Raw genomic sequence first — 17,940 nt, 5'->3', positions numbered from 1 at the left:
ACTAAAAAATGCACGGTCATTGCTCGATCGTCAGTTGGCTGATAGAACGCGTGAGTACCACGCCAGTTGCACCTTTATTAAAGGTTGCGCGTGAGTCAGTAACGAGCTTGGTTGGCTTGCCGTTTTCGGTCAAGGTTTCGATCGTTTGCACGTTGGCGCGTGCTTGGTCGCCACTGGTCACCACGTTGTCAATACGAATACTGTAGCTGTACGCGCCTGTTTTTGCCCAGTTGGTTTGCAGTAAGTTGAGATAAGATTGTTTATTGAGCGTACCACTTTTACCCTTACGCGTCACAGCGATCAGCACATCATTGTCAATCAAGCGGCTGACTTGGGCGGTGTTTTTGGCATTGGCAGCGGCAGCCATCTGACGGGCAAAGGTTTGTAAATCCGCCTCGGTGATATCCGCCATGGCGGTTTGACTGCTTAAGGCGGCTACCAACGCGGCAGTGGTCAGCGCGGCACGTGAATAAGACAAGGTTTGCAACAATGTTGTCATGATTAAGGCTCGCTTATTTGAATAAAAATTTTAAAGCACGATAAAATAAAAATAGTAAAATAAAAATAGCCAGGCAATACCGTTTAATCGGCACTGATTTGCGTTTAAGTTTAACACACCTCTTGTTACACCCTTGTAACAGCTTGCTACTTATCGGCGTGTCGGCGATGGTTGCAGAAAGATTTCTTCAGCCAGTTTAGCCTAACCAATATCGAGTTTTTTTGTGATAAACATTTATTCAAACTGGCAAATCGGGTATGATGGGCGGTTTAGTTGCCGCTTGTGCGGTCAAATTTTATCAGTTGAAATTTTGTTAGTTAAAACATAACCCATTTTTAGTTTTGCCCACTGTTGGCATAAGGTTGGATAATGTTTGGTTTTATTTCACTGGCTCATGCCGAGCCTGCCGCAGCCCCTGCTGCCAGCGCAACGTCAATGATCGCCCAGTTGGTGTTACCACTGGCATTTTTTGCGATTTTTTACTTTTTTATTATCCGTCCGCAATCGCGCCGCCAAAAAGAACACCGCCAAATGATTGATTCGGTCAAAGAAGGCAATGAGGTGGTGTTTGCAGGCGGCTTGATGGGCAAGGTAGTGCGCGTGCAAGGTGAGTATGCGGTCATTGCGATGAACGCCCATCAAGAGGTGATGGTGCAACGCGCGTCAATTATTTCGGTGTTGCCTGCTGGAACGCTTGAGAGTTTAAAACCTTAACGCATTGAAAATTTGAATTTGGAGCGATTTACCGTTGTGGTAAATTTAATATTGATGTAAACAGAAGTCCACTATGCACTACCCTGCTTGGAAATATGTTCTTATCGCGCTGGTGTTGTTGGTTAGCACGATTTTTGCGCTGCCCAATTTGTACCCCGATAAGCCTGCCGTGCAAATCACGGGCGCAGAGGCTGGCACGACACTTGATGCGCAAGTGCTCAACCACGCCGAACAAATCTTGAGTCAACACGGCATTGCCACTCATGATAACCAGTTTGATGGCAAATCGGCACTGCTTAAAGTCAGTGATGAATCCAGTGAAACCCAGCTCAAGGCTCAGCAGCTACTCAAAGAACAACTGGGTGACAATTATGTTGTCGCGCTTAATTTAGCGCAAAGCACGCCTGCATGGCTGCAACGCCTTGGCGCGCATCCGCTCAAACTTGGCTTAGACTTGCGCGGCGGTGTGCGCTTTGTGCTAGAGGTCGATATGGCAAAAGCGGTTAGCCAGCGTCTAGAAAACCTTACGCGTGATATCCGTGCAGAGCTTGCCAGTCGTGGGCTTAGCACAACCAATATCACCCCGATTGATGATGGGATGGCATTGGTGTTTGCTGACAATGCCAGCCGTGACCGTGCGCTTGATATGCTGCGCGCACGTTTTGGGCAGTATCAGCTCCAACCTGTCATCAGCCCACAAGGCGCGGCGATTAATCTGACCTTAGGCGATACATTGCGCAACCAAATTGCACAAGACGCGGTTACCCAAAACTTAACCACACTGCGCAATCGGATCAATGAGCTAGGTGTGGCAGAAGCGGTGGTGCAATCGCAAGGCGCGAACCGTATCGTGGTTGAATTGCCTGGTGTGCAAGACACAGCAGAAGCCAAGCGCGTACTGGGACGCACGGCAAACCTTGAGTTTCGTATGGTTGCCGATGGCAATGCCGCCTACCAAGCCAACCCAACCGCCCTACCACCAGCAGGTACGGAGGTATTTGCGTTTGGTGAAGTCAATTCACCACGCAAAACTTTGCTTGAGCGTCAGCCTGTGGTGACGGGGCAAAATGTGCAAGATGCACAGGCTGGACTCGACCAAAACAGCCGCCCACAGGTAAGTATCACGCTTGATAGCGCAGGTGGACGCTTGATGCAAAATACCACGGCAAAATCGGTTGGTAAGCAGATGGCGGTACTATTTATCGAAAATAAACAGCGCATTAACTACCAAAAAGACCCTACCACGGGTGAAGTCATCGAGGTGCGCACACCGTACGCCGAAAGCCGTATTATCAACCAAGCCACCATTCAAGGCGTGTTTGGCTCATCATTTCAAATCACAGGCTTAGACAGCAATGCTGAAGCGTCAGAGCTGGCGTTGCTGCTGCGTGCAGGTGCGCTGGCCGCGCCGATGTACTTTGTGGAAGAACGCACGATTGGGCCATCTTTGGGTGCAGACAACATCAAAAAAGGTATTTTCTCTACCAAAGTTGGTTATTTACTGGTGTTCTTGTTTATGTTGGTGTTTTATCGCCTATTTGGTTTGTTGGCGAATATTGCACTGGCATTTAACTTGATCATGATTTTGGCGATTATGTCGGTGATTGGCTCAGCACTGACGCTACCAGGGATTGCTGGTATTGTATTGACCATTGGTATGGCGGTAGATGCCAACGTATTGATTTTTGAGCGAATTCGTGAAGAGCTTGCCAACGGTGCACGTCCCAAATCGGCGATTGTGGCAGGTTTTGACCGCGCGTTTGTCAGTATCTTTGATGCGCAAATCACCACGTTATTGGTGGCGTTTATCCTGTTTGCTATTGGCACAGGGCCGATCAAAGGCTTTGCGGTAACGCTTGCTATCGGGATTATCAGCTCAATTTTCACCTCAGTGACCGTGACGCGCGCGCTGGCGCAATTGGCGTATGGCTATCGCCGTCAAGTCAAGCGTTTGAGCATCGGCTAAGGGGAGCATTATGTCAGACAATCACAATCAGTCACACCGAGACGATGACGCGCTTGACGACGCACTTACACCAAATACCAATGCCCAAGACGCACAGCAGCGACTGGCAGATTTGGGCGTACAATCTTTAACGGCAGGCGACACATCGCGCCGCCAACGCCGCGCGCCCAGACGCTCAGGACGCGGTGGCAATCATGCCACCAAATCTCGTCAAGACACCCCCACCAACACGCCAACAACCGACGCGGTGCAAGATACCTCTACCAATGCGGCAGACCAAAACCATGAGGTACTGATCGCCACGCCTACCGCCGTTGGTGATGAAAAAACCTTGACGGGTAAGCGTGTAATCAACTTCATGAAAGTTGCCAAACCGTTTGCCGTGCTATCGTTGATTTTGATGTTAGTCGGCTTGGGCGCGATTTTGGTAAAAGGTTTAAATCTTGGTTTGGATTTTACAGGCGGTGTGTCGGCAACGGTGGTGTATGCGCAGCCCGTGCAACAAGCGCAGGTACAGCAAGCCCTAGCCAGTCATCAAATCAATGACGGCGTGGTGCAGTATTTGGGCAGTAATAAAGAGATTTTACTGCGCCTGCCTCCACAAAACCAAGTCGAGGGCTTAAGCCAGACGCTTGATCAGGCGTTGGATTTACCCAACAACGATGCGACGATTAAAAGCATCGATGTGGTCGGCAGCCAAGTCGGCAATGAAATTTATGTCAATTCGATCATGGCGTTGGCACTGGCATTGGCGTGTATGTTTATTTACGTTGCCGTGCGCTTTGAATGGAAACTGGCGTTGGGTGCGGTACTGGCATTGTTTCATGACAGTATCATCACGGTCGGGATTTTCGCGCTGTTTGGTTGGCCGTTTGACTTGACGGTATTAGCGGCGATCTTGTCTTTGGTCGGTTATTCGATTAACGACACCATTGTGGTGTTTGACCGTATTCGTGAAAACTTTCGCCGTGTGCGCGATGTAGACGCCACCACAATTGTTAATTTGTCTTTGACCGAAACACTGCGCCGCACCATCATGACGATCTCAACCGTGCTATTGGTGGTGCTAGCCATGATATTCTTGGGCGGAGCAAGTTTGTATTGGTTTGCTATCGCACTGTTTATCGGTTTGATCTTGGGCACATTTTCATCGGTGTATATTGCCAGTGCAATTCCGCTATGGATGGGCATGTCACGCAAGGACTTTATTGTTGAGGTCAAGCCTGAGTTTATCGAAGAAGAGGTGGTATTTGACGACCGTCATGCACCCGTCTGGCAAGCCGATGAGTCAGATGACGTATTACCCAGCGATAACCGCCGTTAAGCACCATCAAGCGTCGGCACAAGGCAGCACAATAAAAAACGGTATGGTCAATCCATACCGTTTTTTTTGCCATGATTTTTTAGGGCGTGTCCCTATTTGGATAATACGGCTAAAAATCGATGAAATCGCCAGCAAAATGGGGCAAATTATGCAGATAATATGGCAATATTAGCAAATAATTTAACGCAACTTTGCCAGATTTGGGTATTTTTAGACCATTAAAATACGTTGTTCTAAATGAAGGACATGCCCTAATAATTGGCTTATTTTTTAAACCCACGATGCACAGCCACAATACCTCCTGTCAGGTTGTGGTAGTCGCAATTGACAAAACCTGCATCTTGCATCATGGTTTTTAGCGTTTGTTGGTCAGGGTGCATACGGATCGATTCTGCTAAATACTGATAGCTAGCCGAGTCATTGGCAACCAATTTGCCCATCAGCGGCAGCGCGGTGAATGAGTACACATCATACGCTTTGGACAATGGCTCAAACACAGGTTTAGAAAACTCAAGCACCAACAAGCGTCCGCCTTTTTTGAGCACGCGATACATCGAGCGCAAGGCAGCGTCTTTGTCGGTAACGTTGCGCAAACCAAAGCTGATGGTCACCAAATCAAAGCTTTCATCGGCAAATGGCGCTAGGGTTTCGGCATTGGCAAGCACAAAATCAACGTTGTTGCAGCCTGCGTTTAGCAATCGCTCACGCCCAACCTCAAGCATGGCTTCGTTGATATCCGACAGCACCACGCGCCCACTACGCCCCACTTCACGGCTAAACACTTTGGCTAAATCGCCCGTACCGCCTGCGATATCTAACACATGCTGACCTGCGCGCACACCTGTTAGGCTGATGGCATAGCGTTTCCATAGTCGATGAATGCCAAATGACATCAGGTCATTCATGATGTCGTACTTTTTAGCAACCGAGGTAAATACTTCGGCAACACGGTCTTGTTTTTCAGATTTGCGAACACTTTGGTAGCCAAAGTGTGTCACTTCATCGCCATCGGTGGCTTGGGTATGTGGGTTTTGAATCGCGCTACGATCATAGTACCCCGCGGTTTGTGTGTGCGCCTGTGGCTGTGCATGAGCGGCTGACGTGTGGTTGGCAGGGCGCGTCATCTGCTGGCCTTGCGGCGCAGACTGCGGCAAGCCTTGGGTAGTGCCAAATGCTTGTGTGCTATCTTGCGCCTGTTGGGCATTTTGGGTATGTTGTTGCACCAAGTCGGCTTGCACCTGCACGTTTAGGGTCGCATTGTTGGTCATACTGTCTTGAATCATCGCATCGTGTGGATGAGCAGCGGTTGGCTGCTGATGATTGGCATCTACAGGCGTATTATCATTTGGCGTATGGTTTTGTATAGAATTGGACATGATGGCTCCTCAACTGGCTAATAGATTTATACGTTAAACGGATCGGGCTGCCCACTGTGTACGTTATTGATGATTTGGTGTTCTTTTTGGGCAAAATTTTCCATCAAATCGCCCACGCTTTTGATTGGGCGAATTGCCTCAAAGCCTTTGGCAATAAAATCATACAACGCGCCAAATTGATATTTGTAGGCAACGGGTTTTGCCAGAGCAAAGCTTTTTTGCATGACAAATGAGCGCAAATATTTATCACTTTGGTAGCAAGTGGCAACCAGTGCATCAATTTGCTGATGACGGGCTTGTGGCTTATTAACCGCGCGATAAGCTGCCAGCATGGTATCATCATTGACGGGCAGATTGTGTGCCAATAAATACTGCGCCAGCTCGACATCTAGCCCAATCGCCTCAACAGCTTGGCGTACGCCCTCTACGCCTGTTGCCAAGGCATTGACAGGGATGAATTTTTCAAGCTTGCCTGCTGTGCGCGTGATACGCCCGATTTGCTTAGCAAGTTGGTCAAACTGTTCACCGCCGTATAATTGATCAAACAAGTAAGATCCAAATGCTTGCTGTTTGGGCGGTGCAAAGAGCTCAGCGTGGGTTGCGGTCATACGCTCACGTTGCCACGCTTGGGCTTCTTGCAGTTTTTGCTTGAGCACGTCATCGTGATGGTGTGGATATTGTTGGTATTGGTCGAGACTGGCTTGCAGCTGGGCAAAGCTTGAATCAAATAAATCAGACATAAGGCTGTGTGCTAAACCTATCAAAATAAACGTCAATAAAAATGTTATTATCAACCAAAACCCTACTTGTACAAAGACAAGTTTTGTTAAATTTTGCCAAGTGTGTCAGCAGGCGCAATGCATTGCCACGTCAAAAGCGTTTGTGGATAGTATTTGGCGCAGGTTTGCCCTATAATGATGGGTCAATTTTGGTTTAACTGCTTTGACTTAAATTTTTAGCTAAGTTTGGGTAACTGGCAAAATATCTGACACGTTGCGGTGTTTTGCGCCCGATGGACGATTATGGAACGATTACGCGAATTTTTACAAGGCTGGGTTGGCAAAAGCTTACTGGTGTTGTTTATGCTGCCGCTTGCCGTCACAGGGGTGGAGTCAATTCGCCACAGCGGTGATGACCCCAATGCCGTTGCCAAGGTTGGTGAGCTCAATGTGCCGCAATCTGCGCTACAAAACGCCATCAACCAACGCCGCCAAAGCCTGCTTGCCCAAGTCGGCGGTGATACCAGTTTGATTAATGACGAAATCTTGCGCAAACAAACGCTTGAGAGCATGATTGACCGCTACTTGATCGCCAATCAAAGCCAAAATTTAGGCTTTAGTGTGTCAGATGCTGCGATCACCCAAATGTTGGCAACCGAGCCGACGTTTTTGGATGAAAGCGGACAGTTTTCGCAAGAACGTTTTGCCAGTTTTTTGCAGCAGCAAGGCATGAGCAAAGAACAGCTGTTTGATACCTTGCGACAAGATATGACGCTTAGCACATTTAGCCGTGGCGTAATTAACACCGCAGTATACCCATTAACTGGCGTGGACAAATTACTTAGTCAACAAACCCAACTGCGCCCTGTGTGGGTCGCGCGCGTACCATGGCAGCCGTTTGCCGCGCAGGTACAAGTCAGTGATGCGCAAATTAACCAGTACTATCAGCAGCATCGGGATCAATTAAATAGCGATGACGCGGTGGATTTAGCGTACGTCATGCTTGACAAAAACGCCTTGCCTGCCCCTGCCCCGTCTGAGGCGCAGGTTCAAGCTGCCTATCAGCAATATATCGCCAATAATCCCAACGCGCCAGAATATGACGTGTCAATGATTTTGATCAATGACCCCAACGCACAAGCAACTTTAAATCAGCTTAAAACCCAGTTGGATAACAAACAAGCCGATTTTGCTGCCCTAGCCAAACAATATTCACAAGACGAGGGCAGCAAAAATAACGGCGGTAATATTGGCACAATCAGCCAAGCGATGTTTCCAAAAGACTATGCAGCGGTGTTGGCGGCGGTCAAAGGTTTGCAAGTTGGGCAAGTGTCAGCACCTGTCAAAACCCAGTACGGCTATCAGCTATTTAAGCTCAACAACATCAGCGGTGACGCGCCGCCTGATTTGGCAACCATGCGCCCAACGTTGATCGCGCAGCTACAAGCGCAAGCCCAAGACGCACAGTATCAAGATTTAATCAGCAAAATCAATAACGACGCGGTAGCAGATGTAGGGGTAGAACAGCTTGCTAAGCGTTATCGTTTGTCTGCCCATACGTTGCCAAACTATCAAACGACCCATGCACAAGGCTTGAACCAACCTGCGGTCATGACGGCAGCGTTTGATCCACAGCTGCGCGGTGCCGCTAACGGTGCAGGACATGTATCAACAGGCATTGACCTCAAAGACCGCACCGTTTGGGTACAACCAAATAATTACCGCGCAGCCCATGCAATGACGCTTGCTGAGGCGCGACCTATGATCAAACAAAAACTGGTGCAACAGCAAGCGCAAGCGTTGGCATTGGCGCGTGCCAAGCAAATCGCCGCCGCTGTCCAGCAAAAAAATAGCGTTGAAGGTGTTGGGGTAGAATTTAGCCACTTAGGTGATATTAATCGCCAAAACCCTGCTCTTAGCGATGCCGAGCGTGCCAGCGCGTTTAGTGTACCTGCCCGTGCTGACAAACTGGCAGTCACCACGCAAGCCACACCTACAGGCGCAAGTGTGTTGGTTGGCGGAGTCATTCATCAAGATGCCAGTGCCATTGATGCAGCAAGCAAGCGACAAGCGGCGAACATGGTGCGCGATGCGATTGGGCAAAGCCAATTTGAGGATTATTTGGCATATTTGCGCGCGCATACTGACGTAACGATAAAAAATGCTCCTGCAAATAATCCTTGAGAAATGCTGTTAATTTTTACAGGATTTATGATTGGATGATACCATCTAGCATCAAAAAGGCGAGGTCTATCTTCGCCTTTTGTTTATCTTCCATTGCCGTAAACCTGCGACTTCAGGCGGTGGATATAAGGCAACTTAAGTAGCTATGCTTACACACGATAAGATACTAAATATGTTAAAATAAACCCATGAAAACACTCAAGCTACGCATACGAGACAAACACACAGACCAACTAAACCGCCTAAGCGGTTCGGTTAATTTCGTATGGAACTACATCAATGACTTGAGTTACAAGTACCTACAAAAAACAGGCAAATTCTTTTCAGCCTATGACCTAAACGAATATACCAAAGGTAGCGGTGAATTCCTTGGCTTACACTCGCAAACCATCCAAGCCATCAACGAAACCCACGCCAAATCGCGTCGCCAATGCAAAAAAGCCAAACTATCATGGCGAACCAACAATCCAAACTCAAAGCGTCAATCACTCGGTTGGCTACCATTTAAACAATCCGCCATCAAACACATTGCCACCCACCAAACAGGCAAAAAGGGCTTAAAATCAACACTACAACTAAGCCTAGCCAAAGGGCAAAAGCTACTGATAGACGTATGGGACAGCTACAATCTTAGCCTATATCAAATAAACACCTGCGAGATTGTACAAGACAGCCGTAACCGTTGGTATGCGTGTATCACCGTCAAAGAATACCCAAAACAGCAATGTGGTACAGGTAGTGTCGGTATTGACTTAGGCTTAAAAGACAGTGCCACCGCCTCAAAAGGTGATAAACTGCAAATCAAGCAAACGCTTAAATATGCCAAAGCGTTAGCCACCGCCCAACGTGCCAACAACAAACAGCGTGTTAAGGCTATCCATGCCAAATCAAAAACACACGCCAAGACCTGATACATAAATTCACCACCCGATTAGTCAAAGATAACGCGCTAATCGTGGTTGGTGACGTTAAAACCAGTCAATTTAGCAGTAAAAAAGGCAAACTAGCCAAAAGCGTATATGACGCAGGTTGGTTTGAACTCAAACGCCAACTGACCTACAAATGCGAGAACGCAGGTTGCCGTTTTGAAATCGTCAATGAGAAATACACTACCTGAGGACGGCACTAGCGAAGCACTGCTTCGCCCGTCCGCAAGACAAGGGCTATGCCCGCCGTGACGTGCTCGTGTTGCGGTCAAATCGACAGCAACAGTCCAAAAGGTAGAGCAGGTTTGCGAATAAGAGATGAGAACGGATAAGCAAAGCACTGCTTTGCCCGTTCGCAAGACAAGAGCTATGCTCGCAGTAGACTTGTGCAAAGTGTGGCACACGGCATGATAGAGATATCAATGCTAGTAAGAATATTCTTGCGGTCGGGCTTGACCGTCTGGGAGCAGGAATCCCCTCACTTTAGGGAGGGGAGGAAGTCAATTAAACTTGTACGTTACATCAACCAAGCCATTGATGCCTTTGGCATTATAGCCGTATGCTGTGCTGTAGTCTTTGTCGGTCAAGTTGTTTAGGCGTGCACCGATGGATAGTACAGGGCTGATGTTGTATTTGCCGCTGACGTTGAGCAAGGTATAGCTGTCTAATTTTTTAGCACCATTACCTGCGGTGCGTGAATCGACATATTCAATCTCACCACGCAAGGCGTATTGCGGTGTTTGGTAACCGACATACACCAAGCCTTGACTTTTGGGCTCATAGTCTAGCTGCTTGTCGGTGGTTTGGTCTTCTACCTTTTGGTACGTGTAGCTTAGCCCCCATGCCCAGGCGTCGCGCTGCCAATCATGCGTTAAGCCGATGCCGTCGATATCGACCTTATCAACGTTTTGCATTTGTCCTGCATAGGTTTTAAAATCCGTCGTCACCCATTTAAGCTTATCACGCCAGCGACTGTGGTAAGCAGTCAAACGGCTGCTGCTGTTAGCCGTGCGGTACTCGGCAAATAATTCGTTATTTTTACTGGTTTCGGGCTTAAGATCGGGGTTTTCTGATCCAGGGTAATACAGATCATTAAAGGTTGGCGCGCGAAATCCTGTGGCGTATGCTGCACCGATCCGCCAATCGGGCGCGATGCGGTAAGCTGCGCCAAGGTTGTAGGTGGTTTTGTCGCCATATTGTGAATTGTCGTCATAGCGCACATGGGCTTGCAAATCGTATTGGTCTTGGTTTAGCTGATAGCCAACAAAGCCACTGGTCACGTCACGGTCGGTTTTTTGATAATTTTTTACACCATTACCTGACAGCGATTGCTTGAGCCATTCTGCCCCACCAATCACTTGCCCCACACCGCGTTGGGCGGTTGCAAGGTTATAACCAAGCTGCAAATTGGCTTGCTGTTGTTTGGTATCAAACGTGCCACCGTTTGGCGTGATGCCATCATAACTGGTGGATTTATCGATACTTTGCCCATAGCGTAATTGCGCGCTTAGTGCATCTTGTTGATAGTCAGCATGGGCTTGCCACGCACCGTTTTTTTGGTCGCTGTGACTATCGACAAATGGCACAGGGTTAAAGTCTGCGTCATAGCCACTGCTGTCGTAGTCAGTGGTCGAATCGGCGTACAGCAACGACGCGCCGACTTGCCATGCAGGATTTAGTACACGCTTGCCAACAACGCTAACGTTTTTGGTTGTAAAGCCGTCTTTGTCATGATAAGGCGCGAAGTTATCGGCATTGGTTGCGTCAATACCATCGGTTTTGTGATAGCCTGCGCCAAGGCTTAAGGTTGTATCGCCCGTGACGTATTGCCCCACTGCATTGGCTTGATAGGTCGATTGCGAACCTGCGCCGATAGCCGCGCTTGCACCTGTTTGTCTGGCGTTTTGTCCTTTGGTAAAGATTTGAATCACACCGCCCATCGCATCAGCACCGTATAAGCTACTGGCAGACGCGCCGTATACGACTTCAATGCGGTCGATTTGATCGGCAGGCAACAGCGACAACGCCGCCCCGCCTGTACTGGCCAAACCATAACGAATACCGTCAATCAGCACCAACGTGCCTGCATTACCAAATCCGCGCAATGATATGCTGCTGACTGTGCCTTCGCCGCCATTTTGGCGCACCACAATACCCGGCTGATGGCGCAGCACCTCAAGCACACTTTGCCCACGAAAACGCTGTAAGTCTTGCACATCTACCACCTGTGTTTGCGCGATGGTGTGTGTAAGCTGTGTCGGCGTACGGCTTGCGGTAAAAGTCAGCGGCGCCAATGCCACAAGATTAGCCGTCTGTCCCACCTCATCGGCATACGCATTCATGCCAAAACTGGCTAAAATACTTAGGCTCATAGCTGTTAGCTTAAACATCACGCGCGATTGTTCGATGGTCAATTGCGATGCTGCCATACACCCCACTCCTCTACTTGGCTTATACGCAGTTGTAATAAATTGGTAATATTGTAAAAAATTTATTTACAAAAGCCTAGCGCTTTATCCATCGTATCCGTGGTATTTACTCACCTAAAGCTGAATTTAATTCATCTTAGCAAAACCTGCCAAGTAAATCGCGCCACGCTGGCACCAAAAATCGACAGCAAAAAATCCTGTGTCAATGCGTATCGACACAGGACAAATTAACACATCAAGTTAAATTAATAAGTGTTTGAAAGGTTATTTACTTACAGTTGCGACTGTTTTGCCACGTTGAAGCTGCTTGGCTTTGGCATAGCATTCATCGATATGTTTGGTGGCGATTTTTTTGAACATCAAATAACCAATCGTACCTGCCACAATTTGCCCACCAAATGGCACAAACTTGGTCACTTGTTTGGCAACGATACGGCTGCCAAAACCTTGAAAGGTTTTTTTGGCAATGCTGCGTGTGGCAACAAAACCTGCAAAATCCACTGCGCGGTCTTTCCAACGCGCTAGCTCTGACTCAGATTTTTTGCTCAAATCAACCTTGCTTGGGTCATCAATCAAGCCAAAACGATAGCTGATTTCTGGTAACAGCTTGGTCAACAGCCCTGCATCAACTGCCACATCCACCAACGGTACGGGTACGACTGCCGCTGCCGCCGAAATACGCGCTTGTTTTTTGACCATCTCTAGACATTCGCGTTTGACTTTGTCTAAATCAAGATTTGGATCAACCGATTTTGGCATTTTTTCCACGTTTGTGCTTGACATAGTGGTATCTCCCTTGCGTTTACAACAATTAAATTTAAACATGATTTGCCCCATGATGATTTATAGCTTATAGATCAAACATAGTTAGTGCGACTTTGCAAAATAGTAGGCACTTATTACACAATAGTAGGCACTTATGACACACTAAAAATTTGCAAAAATGACACAAGATAACTTTTATTGTAAATGCTTGCGCGGTGTTTGATAAGCGTAAATTTGCAAAAAATTGCACAATTTTTGTAGCTGGGTTCTGATGACTTGGTTTTTACAGCTTGTTTTTTATGGCTGGGTCAGCTTGTATCTAAAAACCTGCTTTTGCCAACTTTTTTGTCAGTTTGATGCCACAGCAATGGATAAAGCCTTGTATTTTTGTCGACTAACACACATGATGAAGGCTTAGCCAAATGTTCGCCAATTTTGGGTGTTGTGTATGTTAGATTTAACGCCACGTACGACTGACGATGTGTTGATTGCCAATTTACGCCAACAGCTGGCAAATGATGGCACAAATGCCGATTTGAACACGGTGATTGCGCGGATTTTGGCAGGGCGTGGGGTGGATAGTACGGCAGAGCTGCACCTTGCGCTTGGCGCGTTGCAACCCGCGTCAGACCTCAAAGGACTGGACACGGCGGTGGCACTGCTAGATACAGCGATTGATCAGCAACAGCAAATTTTGATTGTTGGTGATTTTGATTGCGATGGCGCGACCAGTACGGCGTTGATGGTGCGAGTGCTGCGTGAGATGGGGGCGCGGGTGGATTTTTTGGTACCCGACCGCTTCAAATATGGCTATGGCTTAACACCGCAAATCGTTGAATTGGGTGTTACACGTTTTGCGCCCGATGTCATCGTGACGGTGGATAACGGCATTGTCAGCTATGCTGGGGTGGCAGCTGCCAAGGCACGTGGCATTGAGGTGATCATCACCGACCATCATCTGACGACACAAGACGCGCCTGCTGCGGACGCGGTGGTCAATCCCAATCAGTTGGGCTGCACGTTTGGTAGTAAGGCGTTGGTTGGTGTGGGGGTGGCGTTTTATGTGCTGGGCAATCTTGCCAAAATACGCCGCACTGCAGGCAAGCCATCGGCGCAAGTCAGTCGGTATTTGGATTTGGTCGCGTTGGGCACGGTGGCAGATGTCGGCGTGCTTGACCACAATAACCGCATTTTAGTGCATTATGGCTTACAGGCAATCCGCGCAGGGCGGTGCTGTGTGGGGATTTTGGCATTGCTTGAGCAGGCAGGTCGGCATGCCAGCCAACTCACCGCGCAGGATTTTGGCTTTATCATTGCGCCGCGTATCAATGCCGCAGGGCGCATGGAGGACATGCGTATTGGCATTGAGTGCTTACTTGCCGATGATTGGAGCACGGCGCAGCGGTTGGCGCACCGGCTTGACGCACTCAATCGCCAACGCCGCCAAGTTGAGCAGCAGATGCGTCAGCAGGCGGATGATTTGCTTACTAAAATCAGCCAACAAACCCATATTTCTGACAATGCCAATCCAGCGCAGCCTACGCGCAGCTTGGTGCTGTATCAAGATGACTGGCACCAAGGCGTGATTGGGATTGTGGCAGGACGGCTCAAAGAAGCCTACCATGTGCCTGCGATTGTGTTCGCGCCTGCCGATGTCAATGCGGTCGGTGATGATGACGCGATCAAAGGCTCAGCGCGGTCGATTGCAGGTATTCACATTCGCGATATGATTGAGCGTATTGCTGAGACGCAGCCTGATTTAATCAGCCACTTTGGTGGGCATGCGATGGCGGCAGGGCTGACTATCCCTAAGCGCAATTTTGCCGCGTTTAAAGCCGCGTTTGATGGGTTGATGCGCCAATTGCCGCCCGAAACATTTAGCGAAACGTTGTACAGTGATGGACAATTGCCTGCCGCTGCGTTTGATGTCGGTTTTGTTCAGTATTTGCAAAATTTGACGATTTGGGGGCATGGTTTTGCCGCGCCTGTGTTTGATGGCGTGTTTGTTGTGCAGGATGTTCACGTGTTAAAAGAACGTCATGTCAAGCTGTGGCTGTGCCCAGCCGATTCACCAACCACACTTAGTTTGGAGGCGATTTGGTTCAATGCCGATTTTGGTAAGCTACCTTTGACCCAAATTGCCCGTGGCATTAGCCGCGTGCAGGTACTTTATGAACTTGACGACAACGCATACAATGGACAACATCGGGTGCAGCTGATGATCAAAAAAATCGCCTTAATCTAAGAATGTCTTTAAAATGATGACTCAGATTGTCGCTAAGATTGGAAGTTGGCACGCTCGCATGGGTGAAAGTTCTTCAGATTACCTAAGCCGTGTTAAATCAGAATTAGGCAATAGCGAAAAGGTCGAATTTTACCGCCAATATTTAACCGAACTTGGGTTTAAAAACTAAACAAAAAATAACAATTTTTTATGATATTTAAATAAAATCAAATTTTATTTATTGATAGATAAGGGAACTATTATGTTGAAAAAAGCTTTAATTGTCGTACTTGCTTTATCTAGTACAACCTATGCTGTAGGTGCAGAAAATAGGGGTAGAATACAAGCTCAAGGTAAACAACCATTGGTAGAAAAATCGTCTGCATGGAACTCAGCTACTCCAATTACTGCTGAATATGGTTTAGTAAAATTAGATACTGAATTAGATACCGTTTGGAACTCATTGTCTTCCGCTGAAAAAAAAGAACGTCTTAATGCCTATGATTGTGCCAAAAAATTCATTCAAAGTGCTAAGGCTTCTGGTGGAGTATCTGCCCCTGTTAGTAAAACTTGTCAAGACCCTAATAGAAAAGACCCAACTGCTCGCATTGATATTGAAGTAATCGCAGGACAAGCTTTTAAATAACAAATTTAGTAAGGTGAATTTATGAAATCATTAGAATTATGGCAATCCGTTAATGCTGATAGACAATGGAAAGAGTGGTTAAATAAAAAAGGCAATGATGGTACGCTAATTGATACAGACGATAATGTGAGTTTTATTGATACAGAAACCAAGAAAGCGGTAAAAATCACTTATGAGCCGAATGGGAAACATGAATTTGAGCATTGGAATAGTGATTTTGATAGTGATGAATACAAGATAGATGTTTTAAATATTGTTTTTAGTAATATTGAAAAATCAAAATCTGAACTTCCTAGTATTTTATCAAATTTTAATAAAAACTAGGTCAAGTTTATGACAACCACAGGGCATTAGCATTTCCACATTATTTGTAAAGCAAATACATCACAAACTTATACCCCTATCTTGATTTGGATTTAATTCTTTTTCGATTTCCCTAACAGTTTGGTAAGTAAATCGTTCTGCTGTCTGTTGATATTGGCTAGCTTCTCGTTCTCGTTGTTCAATCGCTCGTTCTGTGCGGTCAAATTGCGGTTGACTGCTATCAATTACTCGATTTGTTGTGATAGATTGGTGTGCTATAAAAATGCGCTGACCCTTGTTAGCATTGGCTGTAATTGACGGTTACATCCACCGTCGGGATTTTTTCAATTTCTACCAACTCACCAAGCGGCGTGTCTAGCCCTGCGTCAATCACGGGGTCTAATACGTTGATGGCAAGCCCACCCATCGCGGTTTCTTTGTATTTTGCCATCATATCAAGCCCCGTATCTTTCATGGTTTTGATGGCTTTATCCAGTGACACGACGTGTTGCCCGTTGCCTTTGAGGGCTAAGCGTGAGGCATTGATGGCTTTGATCGCTGCCATGGCGTTGCGCTCAATACACGGCACTTGCACCAAGCCTGCGATGGGGTCACAGGTCATGCCCAAATGGTGCTCGATACCGATTTCTGCTGCGTTGGCGCATTGGGCAGGCGTACCACCAAGCACATGGGTCAAACCTGCCGCTGCCATGGCGCACGCCGAACCGACCTCGCCTTGACAACCGACTTCTGCGCCCGAAATTGAGGCGTTTTCTTTGATGATGATACCAATCGCTGCGGCGGTGAGTAAAAAATCCTCAATACCCTGCACGCTATAATTTGGGCAAAAATCGCGGTAATAGTGCATAACAGCAGGAATCACGCCTGCCGCGCCATTGGTCGGTGCAGTAACCACACGCCCACCGCTGGCATTTTCTTCATTGACTGCCAAGGCGTACAAATTGACCCAATCCATCACTGCCAGCGCGTCATTGAACGCCTTGCGACTGTCGGCGGCAGATAGCTGTTGATAAATCGCCTTGGCACGCCGCTGCACATTGAGCCCACCAGGTAAGATGCCGTCATTGTGGCAGCCGTCATTGACGCAGCTTTGCATGACATCCCAAATCGCCATCAAACCATCATGAATCGCCGTATCTGATAAATTGGCGCGTTCATTGGCGCGGACGATATCCGCCATACTCATGCCATGCGTTTGGCACAATTCTAGCAGCTGCTTGGCTGTGCGAAACGGATACGGCACGGGTTTTGCCACGCTGTCAATCACAGGTGCGTCGGCACGCGCTTCTTGCTCAGTCATGACAAAGCCGCCACCAATTGAATAATAGGTGTTGTGGTGCAACAGCGTCTCGCCATCCCATGCCGCCAACGTCAAGGCATTGGGGTGATATGGTAACGCCTCCATACCATTGAGTAGCAAATCACGGTTAGGGTCAAACGCAATGCTATGCTGCCCTGCTACATGAAGCTCATGTTTGGCATAAATATCAGCAATTTTTTGTCCAATGGTTTTAACCTCGGTGGTTTCGGGAATCTCACCCATCAAGCCAAGCATGACCGCGATATCACTGCCATGCCCGCGCCCCGTCGCGCCCAAGGAGCCATACAGTACCGCCTCAATACGCGTGACTTGCGCCAGCACGCCTGCCGCGCGCAGCTCAGCAATAAACAAATTGGCGGCCTTCATCGGCCCGACGGTGTGTGAGCTTGATGGTCCAATACCGATTTTAAATAAATCAAATATGCTAATCATGCACGGTTCTCTATTCAATTAAGCTTAGCAATCCTTGCCGCAAATTTGTTACAAATGTGGCGATTTAAATTGCACTGATTATAGCAAAATC

Annotated in this window: 13 protein-coding genes and 1 pseudogene; 8 read left to right on the top strand and 6 right to left on the bottom strand. The window is 47.7% G+C overall.

Annotated elements, in window-relative coordinates; genetic code table 11:
* Positions 1-16 precede the first annotated feature (16 nt).
* Positions 17-499, bottom strand: coding sequence for a hypothetical protein (locus tag MA2_RS00760; RefSeq protein ID WP_067054969.1), 483 nt, complete (start codon positions 497-499; stop codon positions 17-19).
* 369 nt (positions 500-868) lie between these two features.
* On the opposite strand from MA2_RS00760, the gene yajC reads away from it, so the two are divergent.
* The 3 genes from yajC (at position 869) to secF (ending at position 4,503) form a co-directional block, all read left to right on the top strand.
* Positions 869-1,213 carry a preprotein translocase subunit YajC gene (gene yajC / locus MA2_RS00755; protein ID WP_067054966.1) on the top strand — a complete coding sequence of 115 codons (345 nt, stop codon included), beginning with the start codon at positions 869-871 and terminating at the stop codon, positions 1,211-1,213.
* Between the two features lie 73 nt (positions 1,214-1,286).
* Positions 1,287-3,179, top strand: coding sequence for a protein translocase subunit SecD (gene secD / locus MA2_RS00750; RefSeq protein WP_067054963.1), 1,893 nt, complete (start codon positions 1,287-1,289; stop codon positions 3,177-3,179).
* Between the two features lie 10 nt (positions 3,180-3,189).
* Complete coding sequence (gene secF / locus MA2_RS00745) at positions 3,190-4,503, top strand: protein translocase subunit SecF (protein ID WP_067054960.1); 1,314 nt, start codon at positions 3,190-3,192, stop codon at positions 4,501-4,503.
* Between the two features lie 263 nt (positions 4,504-4,766).
* Here secF and ubiE read toward each other — a convergent pair whose 3' ends face one another.
* Together ubiE and MA2_RS00735 are read right to left on the bottom strand one after the other, a co-directional pair.
* A complete protein-coding gene (gene ubiE / locus MA2_RS00740; protein ID WP_067055398.1) occupies positions 4,767-5,786 on the bottom strand; it encodes a bifunctional demethylmenaquinone methyltransferase/2-methoxy-6-polyprenyl-1,4-benzoquinol methylase UbiE in 1,020 nt (339 codons plus the stop codon).
* A 119-nt stretch (positions 5,787-5,905) separates the two neighbouring features.
* Positions 5,906-6,619 carry a DUF8198 family protein gene (locus tag MA2_RS00735; protein ID WP_067054957.1) on the bottom strand — a complete coding sequence of 238 codons (714 nt, stop codon included), beginning with the start codon at positions 6,617-6,619 and terminating at the stop codon, positions 5,906-5,908.
* Positions 6,620-6,901: 282 nt separating this feature from the next.
* Between MA2_RS00735 and MA2_RS00730 the strand changes: the two genes are divergently transcribed.
* Positions 6,902-8,782 (top strand): SurA N-terminal domain-containing protein, encoded by a 1,881-nt coding sequence (locus MA2_RS00730; protein ID WP_067054954.1) that lies wholly within the window; start codon positions 6,902-6,904, stop codon positions 8,780-8,782.
* Between the two features lie 188 nt (positions 8,783-8,970).
* Positions 8,971-10,195, top strand: a pseudogene (locus MA2_RS00725) (RNA-guided endonuclease InsQ/TnpB family protein).
* Between the two features lie 13 nt (positions 10,196-10,208).
* Here the strand turns inward: MA2_RS00725 and MA2_RS00720 are convergent.
* Positions 10,209-12,137, bottom strand: coding sequence for a TonB-dependent receptor plug domain-containing protein (locus tag MA2_RS00720; RefSeq protein WP_079352283.1), 1,929 nt, complete (start codon positions 12,135-12,137; stop codon positions 10,209-10,211).
* A gap of 264 nt (positions 12,138-12,401) precedes the next feature.
* Positions 12,402-12,920 (bottom strand): hypothetical protein, encoded by a 519-nt coding sequence (locus tag MA2_RS00715; protein WP_067054951.1) that lies wholly within the window; start codon positions 12,918-12,920, stop codon positions 12,402-12,404.
* A 430-nt stretch (positions 12,921-13,350) separates the two neighbouring features.
* Between MA2_RS00715 and recJ the strand changes: the two genes are divergently transcribed.
* The 3 genes from recJ (at position 13,351) to MA2_RS00700 (ending at position 16,096) form a co-directional block, all read left to right on the top strand.
* Entirely contained in the window at positions 13,351-15,147 is a 1,797-nt protein-coding gene (gene recJ, locus MA2_RS00710; RefSeq protein ID WP_067054948.1) for a single-stranded-DNA-specific exonuclease RecJ, read from the top strand.
* Between the two features lie 241 nt (positions 15,148-15,388).
* Positions 15,389-15,772 (top strand): hypothetical protein, encoded by a 384-nt coding sequence (locus tag MA2_RS00705; RefSeq protein ID WP_067054945.1) that lies wholly within the window; start codon positions 15,389-15,391, stop codon positions 15,770-15,772.
* 21 nt (positions 15,773-15,793) lie between these two features.
* Positions 15,794-16,096 carry a hypothetical protein gene (locus MA2_RS00700; RefSeq protein ID WP_067054942.1) on the top strand — a complete coding sequence of 101 codons (303 nt, stop codon included), beginning with the start codon at positions 15,794-15,796 and terminating at the stop codon, positions 16,094-16,096.
* Positions 16,097-16,373: 277 nt separating this feature from the next.
* Here MA2_RS00700 and MA2_RS00695 read toward each other — a convergent pair whose 3' ends face one another.
* A complete protein-coding gene (locus MA2_RS00695) occupies positions 16,374-17,849 on the bottom strand; it encodes an L-serine ammonia-lyase (protein WP_067054939.1) in 1,476 nt (491 codons plus the stop codon).
* Between the last annotated feature and the right edge of the window lie 91 nt (positions 17,850-17,940).

The sequence above is a fragment of the Moraxella atlantae NBRC 14588 genome (assembly GCF_001591265.1).
Classification (GTDB): domain Bacteria; phylum Pseudomonadota; class Gammaproteobacteria; order Pseudomonadales; family Moraxellaceae; genus Faucicola; species Faucicola atlantae.
This window is presented reverse-complemented; position numbering and strand designations above follow the sequence as displayed.

What these genes read in the sequence shown, in the direction of transcription:
- MA2_RS00760 (WP_067054969.1), bottom strand. Translation starts at nt 499, where the DNA reads ATGACAACATTGTTGCAAACCTTGTCTTATTCACGTGCCGCGCTGACC.
- yajC (WP_067054966.1), top strand. Translation starts at nt 869, where the DNA reads ATGTTTGGTTTTATTTCACTGGCTCATGCCGAGCCTGCCGCAGCCCCT.
- secD (WP_067054963.1), top strand. Translation starts at nt 1,287, where the DNA reads ATGCACTACCCTGCTTGGAAATATGTTCTTATCGCGCTGGTGTTGTTG.
- secF (WP_067054960.1), top strand. Translation starts at nt 3,190, where the DNA reads ATGTCAGACAATCACAATCAGTCACACCGAGACGATGACGCGCTTGAC.
- ubiE (WP_067055398.1), bottom strand. Translation starts at nt 5,786, where the DNA reads ATGATTCAAGACAGTATGACCAACAATGCGACCCTAAACGTGCAGGTG.
- MA2_RS00735 (WP_067054957.1), bottom strand. Translation starts at nt 6,619, where the DNA reads ATGTCTGATTTATTTGATTCAAGCTTTGCCCAGCTGCAAGCCAGTCTC.
- MA2_RS00730 (WP_067054954.1), top strand. Translation starts at nt 6,902, where the DNA reads ATGGAACGATTACGCGAATTTTTACAAGGCTGGGTTGGCAAAAGCTTA.
- MA2_RS00720 (WP_079352283.1), bottom strand. Translation starts at nt 12,137, where the DNA reads ATGGCAGCATCGCAATTGACCATCGAACAATCGCGCGTGATGTTTAAG.
- MA2_RS00715 (WP_067054951.1), bottom strand. Translation starts at nt 12,920, where the DNA reads ATGTCAAGCACAAACGTGGAAAAAATGCCAAAATCGGTTGATCCAAAT.
- recJ (WP_067054948.1), top strand. Translation starts at nt 13,351, where the DNA reads ATGTTAGATTTAACGCCACGTACGACTGACGATGTGTTGATTGCCAAT.
- MA2_RS00705 (WP_067054945.1), top strand. Translation starts at nt 15,389, where the DNA reads ATGTTGAAAAAAGCTTTAATTGTCGTACTTGCTTTATCTAGTACAACC.
- MA2_RS00700 (WP_067054942.1), top strand. Translation starts at nt 15,794, where the DNA reads ATGAAATCATTAGAATTATGGCAATCCGTTAATGCTGATAGACAATGG.
- MA2_RS00695 (WP_067054939.1), bottom strand. Translation starts at nt 17,849, where the DNA reads ATGATTAGCATATTTGATTTATTTAAAATCGGTATTGGACCATCAAGC.